The organism is Tautonia sociabilis (assembly GCF_003977685.1).
In the GTDB taxonomy this organism is placed as follows: Bacteria; Planctomycetota; Planctomycetia; order Isosphaerales; family Isosphaeraceae; genus Tautonia; species Tautonia sociabilis.
On sequence record NZ_RYZH01000053.1, the window covers coordinates 1 to 12384 of the forward strand.

General features: G+C 67.8%; 10 protein-coding genes. 7 read left to right on the plus strand and 3 right to left on the minus strand.

Translation table 11 applies throughout. From position 1 onward, the window contains the following. Window positions 1-458: 458 nt before the first annotated feature. Window positions 459-1892, minus strand: a complete 1434-nt coding sequence (locus tag TsocGM_RS20990; protein ID WP_158633679.1) for a sulfatase — start codon at window positions 1890-1892, stop codon at window positions 459-461. A 303-nt stretch (window positions 1893-2195) separates the two neighbouring features. After that, window positions 2196-3464, minus strand: coding sequence for a tyrosine-type recombinase/integrase (locus tag TsocGM_RS20995; protein WP_126727427.1), 1269 nt, complete (start codon window positions 3462-3464; stop codon window positions 2196-2198). Here TsocGM_RS20995 and TsocGM_RS21000 point away from each other — a divergent pair. Then, the gene (locus TsocGM_RS21000; RefSeq protein ID WP_126727428.1) at window positions 3384-4853 is read left to right on the plus strand and encodes a Mu transposase C-terminal domain-containing protein; all 1470 of its coding nucleotides are present in this window, start codon (window positions 3384-3386) and stop codon (window positions 4851-4853) included. The two genes, TsocGM_RS20995 and TsocGM_RS21000, sit on opposite strands and share 81 nt — an antisense overlap. Beyond that, a complete protein-coding gene (locus TsocGM_RS26575) occupies window positions 4846-5784 on the plus strand; it encodes an AAA family ATPase (protein ID WP_199756854.1) in 939 nt (312 codons plus the stop codon). The genes TsocGM_RS21000 and TsocGM_RS26575 overlap by 8 nt, the downstream gene beginning before the upstream one ends. A gap of 8 nt (window positions 5785-5792) precedes the next feature. Here TsocGM_RS26575 and TsocGM_RS21010 read toward each other — a convergent pair whose 3' ends face one another. Beyond that, the gene (locus TsocGM_RS21010) at window positions 5793-6851 is read right to left on the minus strand and encodes a tyrosine-type recombinase/integrase (protein WP_158633681.1); all 1059 of its coding nucleotides are present in this window, start codon (window positions 6849-6851) and stop codon (window positions 5793-5795) included. A 369-nt stretch (window positions 6852-7220) separates the two neighbouring features. On the opposite strand from TsocGM_RS21010, the gene TsocGM_RS21015 reads away from it, so the two are divergent. From TsocGM_RS21015 to TsocGM_RS21035, 5 genes are all read left to right on the plus strand, one after another. Beyond that, entirely contained in the window at window positions 7221-7898 is a 678-nt protein-coding gene (locus TsocGM_RS21015; RefSeq protein ID WP_126727430.1) for a hypothetical protein, read from the plus strand. A 10-nt stretch (window positions 7899-7908) separates the two neighbouring features. Then, window positions 7909-8586, plus strand: coding sequence for a response regulator transcription factor (locus tag TsocGM_RS21020; RefSeq protein WP_126727431.1), 678 nt, complete (start codon window positions 7909-7911; stop codon window positions 8584-8586). Next, window positions 8583-10022 carry a sensor histidine kinase gene (locus TsocGM_RS21025; protein WP_126727432.1) on the plus strand — a complete coding sequence of 480 codons (1440 nt, stop codon included), beginning with the start codon at window positions 8583-8585 and terminating at the stop codon, window positions 10020-10022. Before TsocGM_RS21020 ends, TsocGM_RS21025 begins: the two co-directional genes overlap by 4 nt. A gap of 27 nt (window positions 10023-10049) precedes the next feature. After that, window positions 10050-11120 (plus strand): hypothetical protein, encoded by a 1071-nt coding sequence (locus TsocGM_RS21030; protein ID WP_126727433.1) that lies wholly within the window; start codon window positions 10050-10052, stop codon window positions 11118-11120. Window positions 11121-11241: 121 nt separating this feature from the next. Further along, window positions 11242-12336 carry a glutamate-cysteine ligase family protein gene (locus TsocGM_RS21035; RefSeq protein ID WP_126727434.1) on the plus strand — a complete coding sequence of 365 codons (1095 nt, stop codon included), beginning with the start codon at window positions 11242-11244 and terminating at the stop codon, window positions 12334-12336. Window positions 12337-12384: the final 48 nt, after the last annotated feature.

Below are 12384 nucleotides of genomic sequence, written 5' to 3' on the forward strand. Positions count from 1 at the left end.
CCTACCACAACTATTCGACGGAATCTTGCATTCCTCTGAAGGTTGCGACGCCGTAGCGTCGTCACGAGCCATCGCAGCGGCCAGAGAAGAACCGTACCGATAGCGAGGAGGCCCGTCAGCAGAAATACAGCTGCCGATCCGAGAAAGGCGAATCCCGCCCCGGGCCCAATGTAGGCATGCGCCTGACTCGGGACTAAGGCGAGATAGAGGAGCAGCATCAGGCGGAGACAGATGACAAACCTCCGTTCCGGCCCGGCCCACGTTGCAACGCCCATAAGCTCAATTCCGCTTGAACGGGGAGGCTTCGTCCCCTCGGGAGTCCATCTCCGGATCCCCCAGGTGTCCATGTAATTTCAATAAATTACAATTTATAATATACTATATTTAGTGAGACCATACTTGAAATTCGATCTTCGGGCAAACAATCGCTGCTCATACCCGTTGATCTCCGGAACCGGTCAGAGATAGCCGAGGGATCGGAGTTCTTCGAGTTGATCGCTGGTCAGCGCTTCGCCGGCCTTGCCTTCCTCCTGCGACGTCCGATCGCGCAAGCCGTCGAGGATCGAATTCAACTCCGAGCGTAAGGCCTCCTCCTCCGGCCCCGGGGCCTCGATTAGGTTCTCGGTCTCGCCCGGGTCGGCGCGGAGATCGTAGCGTTCATCCGCGGCATGGGCGTGATCAATCAGCTTGGCATCGACTGTCTGGATTCCGTAGATGGGTCCTTCCTCCCAGGATCTACGAAGTCTCGCATCATCCTTCGGTCGGCGCTGGGAAAGCGAGTATCGCGGCAGGTCCTCGGGACTTGCTTCATCCTGTATCACGAGCTGCGAGAAGGAGACTCCACGCAGGAACGAGGGCAGCAGGCTCGTATCGAACCCGGCCAGCTCGGACAGCGTCGGGAGGAGATCCACGGTCCTGATCAGGTCGTGGAGGCGAACCGCCTGGCCTCGCCAGCGATCGGAGTGGAAGAGGAGCGGGATCTGGAGCTGTTCCTCGTAGAGGAACTCCCCGTGACCCTCGTAGCGGTGATCGCCGAGGCCTTCGCCGTGATCCGAGGTGAACACCCAGAGCGTGTCCTTCCCCAGCCCCATCCGCTGGACCGCGTCGTAGAACCGGCGAAGCTGATCGTCCACGTAGCGGATTCGCGCGTCATAGTTGTCGAGCACGCTGGTGAATTCCGCCGCACCGCCGAAGTGGTCCTCGGCGACGCTGCCGTGCCGGAGCGCGTGGGCCCGAATCTGCTCGGGATTGCCGCTATCCCGCATCTGCTCCACGTAGCGTTCCGGCAGCCGCCCGATCTTCTTCCACTGGTGCGGGTCGTAGAAGTGGAGCCAGAGGAAGAACTCGTCCTGCGTCCTGCCATTCTCCAGCCAGTGAATCGCCCGCGACACCTGGTCCTCTGCGGTCCGGAACCAGTACCTCCGGGAGAGCTCGGCCGCCTCGGAGTGGTCGGTTTCCGTGGGGAGCTGATCGAAGCCGACCTTCCCCTCGAGGAAGTTCACCGCCGGGAGGGCGACCGTCTCGAGGCCGGTACGCTGCAGGACGGCCTGGAGCGTGAGGTGCTTGCGGTTGAGCCGGTCGTGGTTCCGCAGTACGCCGTGCTCGAACGGGTAGAGCGAAGTGAAGATCGTCGCGTGCGAGGGCGCCGTGTGAGAGATGGCCGAATAGGCGTTATCGAAGACCACGCCGGACCGTGCGAGCGACGCGAGGAAGGGAGCCGTGTCGCGGGGCCAGCCGTAGAACCCGAGATGGTCCCGGCGGAGGGTATCGATGGTGACGAAGATGATCCGTTCGAACGGTCGAGCCCGGCGCATCCTTGCGGAGTAGAAGAACGCCGCTGACGAGGACACGAAAACCAACAGGATCAGGAACGAGAGAAATCTCTCTTTCATCCACTTTTGGGAGAAAACAAGAAAAAATAGACTTCGAGAAACTAGCATTACAGCAAATGAATGGGAATAGACGTCGTGAGAACAATGGCCTCGAGGAGGCATCGGAGGATTACTGCTTGGTGGATAGAAATATTATTCCGTGATGGGTACCGCCTCTGCCGCGATTCCATCCGCCGCATCTCTCGCCCGATACTTCTGAAACGCTCCGGCATACCTCGTCGCGTTCACCCCGCGCGCTTCGGGTTCGCGGTGACCGGCGGCGGGGCCGGAGGAGGCCGCTCACCACCGGGCGGGGCAGGGGGCTCAGATCGGCACGTCGTGCGAGGCCCCTTCCTTCGTGCTCCGCCGCCGCTTGTCATAGATCTGCGTGGTCGTCACGTGCCGGTGCCCCAGCAGCTCCTTGACCTTGACGATGTCGACTCCGGCGTCCAGGAGCAGCGTCGCCGTGGTCGCCCGGAGCGAGTGCGGCGTGTAGACGCATCGCTTGACCTTCCGCACGGTCCCGTCCTCGGCGGGGATGTCCTCCTCACGCATGGAACCAGGTAGGCGGGAGAGATATCCCTGGAGCAGGGTGTACATCGTGACCAGGCCGATCGGCCGATCGCTCAGCTCCGGGCGGCGCGAGTTCCGCCGCGCCCGGAACAGCGGCCCCTTCTTCAGGTCCGCCTTCTGGATGTACTCGGCGATCGCCTCGGCCGCGGCGAAATGCAGGCCGATCCGGCGGTGCTTGTCGCCCTTCTCGCGGAGCGCGAGCGTCGCCTCGTCGCCGTCCTGGTGGAAGTCGGCGACCTTCAGGCGGCAGGCCGTCCCGATACGGATGCCGGAGTAGAGGAAGGTCTTGATGATGGCCCGGTCCCGCGCGTCGAGCACCGTGTCCTTGTTCGGCAGGCCCATGAGCTGCCGGGCCCGGGTCGCCGAGAGAGCCTTGGTCTCGTCGCGTGGGTCGGAGGAGCCGCGGGGGATGAACTGGGCGTGGGCCGGGTTGGGGACGGTGATCGGCAGCCGGAACTCGGAGGCGACACCCTGGAGGTACTTGTAGAAGCTCGAGAGCGAGGCGATGCGGCGGTTGATGGTCTTGGGGGCCTTGTCGTCGGCGAGCATGAGGTCGCGGAAGGCCTGGACCTCGGCGACGGTGACCGTGAACAGCCGGGTCGATTCCTCGGGCCACCGGATCCCGAGACACTCGACGAAGGCCATCACGTCCCGGCGGTAGGCCCGCTGGGTGTGCTTGGACGACCGGCGGGTGACCCAGCGCTCGAAGATCTCGGCGACCGAGGCATAGAAGCTCCGGACCTGGCGCTCGATCGCGGGGGTCGCGCGGCCGAGCAGGACCGGCGGTAAATCCGCGCCCGTCTCCGCGTCTGTTAAGTTTGACGGTAACTGGCGTGGTTCTTCTGGAGCTATTCGGCGCGATCGTCCGATAAACGATTCCAGTATCCGACAATACACTTGGCTCCCCGGTCCGGGGAGCCGCAGGGATCGTCTCCGGTCATGTCGCAGCCGCCGCTCAGCGGCCTCTCCGAGGCCGAGCGTACCCTGGCCTTCGAGCGTTTTGAACTCCTCCGTCCCCATCTGGAAGAGGGGGTTCCCCTGGCTCGTGTGGCCCGGGAGCAGGGCCTCGCCCTGCGGACCGCCACCCGCTGGGCCGGGCAATATCGCCGCGAGGGTCTCGCCGGGCTGGCCCGCAAGGGGCGGAGCGACCGGGGCAAGCGGCGTCTGTCCGACACGCTGCGTCAGGCCATCGAGGGCCTGGCCCTGAGCAAGCCGCCGCTGTCCGTGGCGACCATCCACCGCCGGGCCATCGCCCTCGCCGAACGGCTTGGCGAGATCCCACCGACCTATTATGCCGTCTCTGCCACGGTGCTCGCGCTGGATCCGGCCCTGATGACCCTGGCCCACGAGGGGTCGAAGGCCTACGCCGACGCCTTCGACCTGGTCTATCGTCACGAGGCGACCGGTCCCAACGCCGTCTGGCAGGCCGATCATACGGAACTCGACATCCTGCTGAAAGACGGGCAGGGGGGGACCGGGAAGCCGTGGCTGACGGTCATCCTCGACGACTACAGCCGGGCCGTGGCCGGCTACGCGCTGTTCTTCGGCAGCCCCTCGGCGATCCAGACGGCCCTGGCCCTGCGGCAGGCGATCTGGCGCAAGGGCCGACCGGGCTGGCAGGTCTGCGGCATCCCCGAGGTCCTCTACTCGGACCACGGCAGCGACTTCACGTCCCGGCACCTCGAGCAGGTGGCCGCCGACCTGAAGATCCGCCTGGTCAATTCCGGGGTCGGGCGGCCCCGCGGCCGGGGGAAGATCGAGCGGTTCTTCGAGAGCGTCTCCCAGGTGCTCCTCCCGCGGCTTCCCGGCTATGCACCCGCCGGGACCGCCCCGGAGGCCAGGCTGACGCTGGGCGACCTGGCCGCCGAGTTGGAGCCGTTCCTGGTCGATCGGTACCACCACGAACGCCACGTGACGACCGGATGCACGCCGCACGAACGATGGGCCTCCGGCGGGTTCCTGCCGCGGATGCCCGAGTCGCTGGAGCAGCTCGACCTGCTGCTGCTGACGGTCCCGAAGACGCGGCGGGTCCACCGCGACGGCATCCGGTTCTCGGGGCTGCGGTACATCGACCCGAACCTGGCGGCCTACGTGGGGGAGGAGGTCCTGCTGCGGTACGACCCGCTCGACGTGGCGGAGGTCCGGGTCTTCCACGAGGGCCGGTTCGTCTGCCGGGCGGTCTGCCAGGAGCTGGCCGGGGAGACGGTGCCGCTGCGCGAGGTCATCCGGGCCCGGGATCGCCGTCGTCGCGAGCTGCGTCAGACGATCCGGGATCGGCTGAAGGTGATGGAGTCCTTGCTGGAGGTCCGCCGTGGCGACGCGACCGGGCAAGCGACCGGCGACGCCCCCGAGGACTCCCCGCCACCGCGACGGCCGGGGGGGACGCTCAAGCGGTACGCCGATGACTGACGCGACGGTCGCCGCCTTCGTCGAGACGCGGGAGTATCGCCGGTTCCGCGAGTTCTGCGACGCCTGTCGCCGGTATCGGTACATCGGGCTCTGCCACGGGCCGCCCGGGGTGGGCAAGACGCTCTCGGCCCGCCGCTACGGCGACTGGGACCGGGTCGAGGCGACCGAGCCGTATGCCGATTCCGGCGACTTCCGGTGCGACGACGTGCCGGGCAACGGGTGCGTCTTCTACACCGCGACGGTCGTCAATTCCCCGGGGCAGATCCAGGGCGGCGTGTTCCAGTTGCGGCAGCGGATGCGCGAGCTGGTCCGCCAGGCCATCCGCACGGAGTCGGCCCCGGTGATCGCCGCGGCCCAGCGGAGGCTGGAGAAGGCGCGCGACGACTATCTCGTGAAGCACGACTGGTTCGCGGGCAAACCGGCCCGCCTGGAGCGGGCCGAGGCCGCGGTCGCCAGGGCGATCCTCGATCGCGCCAAACGTGACCACCAAGCTGTTGATCCGACCGAGCTGCTGCTCGTCGACGAGGTGGACCGGATCCGGATGGCGGGCCTGGAGCAGCTCCGCGCGATCTTCGACGACGGGGGGATCGGCCTGGTGCTGATCGGCATGCCGGGGCTGGAACGTCGGCTGGCGCGGTATGCCCAGCTCTACTCGCGGATCGGGTTCATCCACGAGTTCCGCCCGCTGGGTGCGCCGGAGGTGCGCGAGCTGCTGGGGGGCTGGCGGCCGCCCGGGGCGACGCTGCCCGACGACCTGCTGGCCGACGCCGAGGCGGTGGCGACGATCATCCGGATCACCGGGGGGAACTTCCGGCTGCTGGATCGGCTGCTGACGCAGGTGGCCCGGATCCTGGAGATCAACGCCCTAGATTCGGTGACCCGGGAGGTGGTCGAGGCGGCGCGCGAGGTCCTGGTCATCGGCGCGGCGTGACCCCGGACTCAGAGCGAGATCCGCTCGACGATGTTGCGGGTGACCTCCTTGTCGGTCCGGTTGTAGAGGTCGGTCGTGCGGGCGTCGGCATGCCCGAGCAGGTACTGGACCTGCTCGCGGGCGACGTCCTGCCGCAGCAGGTTCGTGGCGGTGGTGGCGCGGAAGCTGTGGCAGCAGAAGGTCCCCTCGGGCAGCCCGGCGGCCTTGAGCCGCCGCTTGACGATCCGGAGCAGGTCGTTGCCCGTCAGGCCCCGGTCGGGGGAGAGCCTGCGGGCGCGGCCGCGGGCCGAGCGGAACAGGGGGGCCTTGCCGGGGCTTCCCGCGAGGTTCGCGACCCGGAGGTAGGTCTCCATCTGCTGCTGGAGGTCATGGCGGGCGGGGACGAGGTGGACCTTGCCGCCTTTTTCCCCGAAATGGAACCACCACTGGGTGCCGTCGGAGTAGTAGTCCTCGATGCGGAGCTTGGCGACGGCCCCGGCGCGGGCGGCGGTGTAGGCGAGCACCATGAGGATCGTCTTGTCGCGGAGGCCGAGGATGTCGTCGGTCTTGATGGACTTGAAGAGCGCCCGGACCTGCTTGTCGTCGAAGGCGGGGGTCTGGCCCTCGTGGGCGACGTGCTTTGGGCCGCGGACCGAGGCGGCCGGATTGAGGACGACGCCGTGGTACATCTGCTGGTTGTCGAAGAAGTGCCGCAAGGCGGCCAGGTGCTGTTTCTTCGAGGGGGCCGCCAGCGGATGACCGGCCTGGTCGATGAGGTGATGTTCGAGGTAGTCGCCGATCAGGAAGGACGTGACCTGCCGGAGTTCGATCCGGCGCTCCTGGCAGAATCCGAGGAACCGGTCCACGGCGCGCCTGTAGGCCTTCCTGGTATTCGGGTTGGAGATCTTCGCCTTGAAGAAATCGGCATAGGCGTACTCGGCGTTGGGACCGGCATCCTTGACAATTTCGGGCGCGGCGACGGCGCGGCGGAGCCGCTCCAGGTCGGCGTGGACGACCAGCTCATGCCCGTCGCCATTTGGGCCGGCCGTGGCCGGCAATACCTCGATCTCGCCCCTGGTCTCGTCCATGACACCCCCCTGCCCCGGATTCTTCCATGCCGAATAATGTCCTTTATTCGGCATGGGCGCAAGCGAAAATTGAGGGCAGGGGCTGGCTGCCAACGGCCTCGATCCCGACCCACCGCGAGCCCGGTCGCCGGGCCGAACCCGTGCGTCGGCCCCATCCTTCGTCATCCGGGGAACCCGCATGGCCGCCACGGTTGGCGGGATCGCCGATGAGATGCGCGACCTGAAAGGCCTCACGAGCGCCGCGTCTCGGTATGAAGCGTTTCTAATGATCTTTTAAGGTGACCGGCCCGGCGTCACGCGGACAATAGAATCGCGGTCGGTCATCCGCCGCGGCCCCCAGCCCCAAACCTACGGCGAGATGACGCGACCATGGACACCAATGGTGAACTCGCCAGGAGGATCTCGAGCCTCGAGCGAGCGAACCACCGCCTGGCCGCCTTGCTCGCCGCGCTCGCCGTCGGAGTGTGCCTGGCATTCGTCCTGGGGGCCGGCACCGCCCGGCCGGAGACCCTCGAGGCCCGACGCCTGGTGCTCCGCGACCGCGAGGGGCGCATCCGGGTCGAGTTGGGCGCCGAGCTGACCGGGTCGTGCCTCTCCCTCCTGGACGATCGCGGTCGGCGACGCATCCGACTCCGTGCGATGGACGACGGCACCGCGGTCCTCAGGATTGAGGCGGGCACGCTCGGGGAGGACACGCGGCGTGTGGTCGATCTCAAAGTCCCTCCCGATGGGTGGTCGTCGCTCACCTTCGCCGATGCCCGCGGCACGGAGCGGCTGGCACTGGGCCTCGGATACGACGGCGAGCCGAGGCTGAGGATGTACACGGAGAACGGGCGGTCGCGCGTGGTCCTCGGCTCGGACAGGTCTGGGAGGGCCGATCTCGTCATCCACGACGAGGCGGGTGCGCAACGCGCCGTCGTACGGTCCGCGCCCGGTGGGGCCGCGAGCTTGGAGCTACTCGGCGGGGACGGGACCACCACCTTCATCGCCCCGCCCCCTGCCCCGACCGCGGCGGGTGGCGCGGCCGACGGCCGGGACGGGCCCTGAGGAGGATCGCGTGTCGCGGCTGCTCGTCGTCGAGGACCAGAAACGATTGCTCCAGAGCCTGCGGCGGGGACTCCAGGAGGAAGGGTACGAGGTCGTGGCCGTGGCCACGGGCGAGGAGGGCTTCTATCTGGCGAGCACCGAGACCTTCGACGCCGTCGTGCTCGACCTGATGCTCCCCGGCCGGGGCGGGATCGAGGTGCTCAAGGACCTGCGGATCAAGGGTTTCTCGAAGCCGGTCCTCATCCTCACGGCCCGCGACGCGGTGGAGGACCGCGTGCTCGGCCTCGACATCGGCGCCGACGATTACCTCGTCAAGCCCTTCGCCTTCGCCGAGCTGTTGGCGAGGCTCCGGGCGCTGCTCCGCCGCGACACCACGGGCCGCGAGCTGTTCCTCCGCGCCGACGACCTGGAGATGGACCTTCTCGGACGCCGGGTCGTTCGGGGGGGCGTCGAGCTTGATCTCACGCGGCGCGAATTCGAGCTGCTGGAATATCTGCTCCGATCCAAGAACACGACCGTCACCCGGGAGATGATCACCCGCGACGTCTGGAAGGAGACGAGCGGCGTCCCGACCAACGTGATCGACGTCTACATCACCCAGCTCCGGAAGAAGATCGAACGCCCGGCCGGGAGGCAGCTCATCCAAACCATCCGGGGCGTGGGCTACGCCGTGAGAGACATGCCGTGAAGGGCCTGAGCATCCGCTGGAAGCTGACCGCCTGGTACGGGGCCGTGCTCGCCGCGGTGCTCGCCGCCTTCGGCGCGGCGGTCTACCTCACGATGCGCCACCAGCTCTACGGCCAGGTGGCAAGCGGCCTGCTCATGGAGATGGGCGAGGTCAACGACGAGGTGGGCAGGGCCCGCGACCTCGCGTCGCTCCGCGCGGGCCTCAACCGCCGCTTCACGCGGCACCCGAGCTACGACATCCAGGTCACGACCCCGTCGGGCGAGGTGCTCCTCAGAAGTGAGCGAATCCGTCCGGACGGGCTCCCCGTGCCCGCTCCCTTGCCCTCCCCGCAGGAAGTGAACCTCCAACGGCTTCCCCACGCCGAGCAGGCGGACCGGTACCTGGCGACGAAGGTCGTCGCGAGCCCCGTCGGCCCGGTGGTCGTCCAGGTGGCGACGACGCTCGCCCACCCCGAGCACGAGCTTGGCGAACTGCTCGCCGTCCTGCTCGTCCTGGGTCCCCTGGCCCTGTCCGCGGCGATCGGCGGGGGATATCTCCTGGCTCGCAAGGCGCTGGAACCCGTCGAGCGGATGACCGAAGCGACGCACGCGATCACGGCCTCCCGGCTCGACCGTCGCATCGAGGTCGTCAACCCCGACGACGAGCTCGGCCGGTTGGCCCGGACGCTCAACACGATGATCGAGCGACTGGAGCGATCGTTCGACGAGACCCGACGCTTCACCGCCGACGCCGCCCACGAGCTCCGGACGCCGCTGGCCGTGCTGCGAAGCGAGGCCGAGGTGGCACTGCGGCAGCCCCGCTCTCCCGAGGAGCATCGGCGCGTGCTCGAGAACATCCTCGAAGAGGTTGATCGCCTCACGAGGCTCGCCGAGCAGCTCCTGTTCCTCTGCCGGGAGGATGCGGGACTCGTGCCCGTCGCCCGAGGGTCCGTACGGATCGATGAGCTGCTGTCCGAGGTGATCGAGCACATGCGGCCGGTGGCCGAGGAGAACGGGGTCATGCTGCACGTCGAGCCATCGGCCTCGACGGAGGTCTCGGGCGATGCCGACCAGCTGCGGCGGCTCTTCTTCAACCTCCTGGACAACGCCATCAAGTATACGCCCAGGGGGGGGCGGATCGTCGGCCGCGTCGAGCCGAGCGGCGGCGGCATCCTGGCGATCGTCTCGGACACGGGCATCGGTATCCCGCATGAGCACCTGCCGCGTGTCTTCGAGCGATTCTACCGCGTCGACCAGGCGCGCACCCAGGACACCGGGGGGGCGGGCCTCGGGCTCTCGATCTGCCGGGCCATCGCCGAGGCCCACGGGGGCCAGCTCCGGATCGAGAGCGAGCTCGGGCGCGGGACGCGGGTCCTCCTGAGCCTGCCCGCGGCGAGGCCCCAGGGCGGGCGGACCGACGGCCATCATCGCGCGGAGTCGGAGCTCTTGCCACGATAGGACGGAAAACCGTATTGGGAGATCTACATGAGAGTTATAACAGCACTTTTCGTCGTCGGCCTTGCCGGGTGGATCACCTGGCCTCCCGCCCCGGCTCGGGGAGGCGACGACGGCGATGCCACGGCCGCGACGAAGGAATTCGAGATCCGCGGCGACCGGGCCTTGTTGGGGGGGCAGCCCGTCGAGCTTTGGGGATTGCGGGCCGGCAACGCGCTGATGAGCCGCGCCGTCACCGAACGGCACGTCAACGCGCTCGACACCATGGTCGCCCACGGCATCAACCTCATCGGCGTCTACCTCCAGGGCTCCAACGGCGGCTGGCCCGACCCCGAGGCGGGCAAGAACGGCTACACGCCCGACGGGCACTTGAAGGGAGACGTCGCCGAACGGCTCGAATGGCTCATCCGCGAGGCGGACCGACGCGGCATGGTCGTCATGGTGGGGCTGTTCTCCCCCAGGAAGGACCAGGAATTCGGAGACGAGGCCGCCGTGAGGCGGGCGGTCGAGGAGACCGCGCGATTTCTCCACGGGCGGAAGCTCAAGAACGTCTTCGTCGACCTCATGCACGAGTACGACCACGAGCGGATCGACCTGGATCTCTTCCGCGAGCCGGGTGGCGAGCGGAAGAAGGCGCAGCTCACCGAGTGGTTCCGAGCCCATGCCCCGGACATCGAGGCGGGTGTTTGTCCCACCTACCGATCCGGCACCGCCGACCTCTACCCCGGGATGCAGGTGCGGCTGATCCAGAAGGAGGCCGAGATCCCGAACGAAGGCTTCGTCGTCAACGTCGAGATGCAGCGGCACGACCCCTACGACGACGAGGGCGTCTACCAAGCCGAGGAGTTCGCCATCATGCGCGGTTACTTCGAGGCGTACCGCGACGCGCCCAACGCCGCGCTGCTGTTCCACTCGGCGTATTGCCAGGGGATCACCGGTAAGAGCGGCACCGGTCCGCACCCGGAGATGGGCGGCTCCGGCCGGGCCGAGGACGACCGCGGGATGCGGTTCTACTTCGAGTGGGTCCGGGACAACATCGGCCGCTACGAGTACCCGAACCACGTCGAGGCCGCGACCGAGCTGTCCGGGCGCCCCGGTTAATCATTTTTAATGATCATTTAAGCTGACATGGTCGTGTCGGCCTGACAGGATCGCATCGGGGGCCGATGGCGCCGTGGCGTCCGCGCCGTCGCACCGGCGACATACCTGCGAGGAGACGGAAATGACACCCGAGACTGGTCCCGGCTTCCGCTTCGGCCTGGAGACCGAATACCTGCTGGTCGACGCCGAGACGTACCGGCCGCTCTGGCACCCGGATCTCTCGTTCGGGACCCTGAACGCGGCCCTGGAGGCGATCCCGATCGGCGACCTCCCGTCGCTGCGAGGGCTCGAGGTCGAGCCGCCGCACCGCAAGGCGATGCCGTTCGTGGTCGAGGGGTACCATCTCCCCGATCCGGACTTCAACCCGATCGATCTGCTGCCCAAGGGGGTCGAGATCCGGACGCCCGTCTGCGCGACGATTGCGGACTGCCTCGCCTGGCAGGCAGAGTTGCTCCGCAGGCTCGAGACGGCGATGGCCGAACTCGGCTGGAGGCTCGTGGCGCTGTCGCACCACCCGGTCGCCGACCACTTCGAGGGGCCGCAGAACAAGCGGCGCTACGACTACTGGCAGTGGGCCATGCGAGCGATGACGACCTACGGGCCGGACGTGAACATCAGCGTCCCCGAGCATCGCGCGCGGCGGCTCGACGCGTCGGACCTCTTCGCCAAGGTCAACTACTACGCCCCGGCCCTGACGGCGCTGACGCTCGCCTCGCCGATCTGCGGCGGCGGGCTCTGGGAGACCCGGGGGCGGACCGGGAAATCCTACCGCACGCATCGCCGGAGCGTCTTCGGGGCCGCCCTCGAGCTCCACCCCGAGGAGGCGGGACGGATGGAGTTCAAGACGTTCGAGATGACCCACCGCCTGGAGGACTTCCACGCCTATTTCCTGCTCTGGCTCGCGCTGCTGCTGGACGATGGGCTGACCGGCCGGGCCGACGACCAGGACCGGGTCTACGACCTCGGGCAAGTCGCCCGGGACGGCCTGGAGGCCGAGACGGTCCGGGAGCGGGCGGCGGCGGTCCTGGACCGCGCCCCCGACGTGCTCGCCGCCCACGCCTTCGACCCTTCACCGCTCGAAGCGTTCCGGCATCGCCTCGAGATCGGATATCTTCCCGCTGATGAAATCAGTGATATGTATCGACGGGAAGGGTCCCTCGGTGCAATGCTCCGCCACCTGGCCGATCGCACGTCCATGGGCGTCGTCGTGCCCTGACGGGCGAGGCGCCCATCGGCGGGATCGGCCTTGGTACTGTTCGCCAGT

Bases quoted from the DNA above. Each gene is read 5' to 3' on its own strand.
- TsocGM_RS20990 (WP_158633679.1), bottom strand. From the start codon at position 1,892: ATGAAAGAGAGATTTCTCTCGTTCCTGATCCTGTTGGTTTTCGTGTCC.
- TsocGM_RS26575 (WP_199756854.1), top strand. From the start codon at position 4,846: ATGACTGACGCGACGGTCGCCGCCTTCGTCGAGACGCGGGAGTATCGC.
- TsocGM_RS21000 (WP_126727428.1), top strand. From the start codon at position 3,384: ATGTCGCAGCCGCCGCTCAGCGGCCTCTCCGAGGCCGAGCGTACCCTG.
- TsocGM_RS21010 (WP_158633681.1), bottom strand. From the start codon at position 6,851: ATGGACGAGACCAGGGGCGAGATCGAGGTATTGCCGGCCACGGCCGGC.
- TsocGM_RS21030 (WP_126727433.1), top strand. From the start codon at position 10,050: ATGAGAGTTATAACAGCACTTTTCGTCGTCGGCCTTGCCGGGTGGATC.
- TsocGM_RS21035 (WP_126727434.1), top strand. From the start codon at position 11,242: ATGACACCCGAGACTGGTCCCGGCTTCCGCTTCGGCCTGGAGACCGAA.
- TsocGM_RS21015 (WP_126727430.1), top strand. From the start codon at position 7,221: ATGGACACCAATGGTGAACTCGCCAGGAGGATCTCGAGCCTCGAGCGA.
- TsocGM_RS20995 (WP_126727427.1), bottom strand. From the start codon at position 3,464: ATGGGGACGGAGGAGTTCAAAACGCTCGAAGGCCAGGGTACGCTCGGC.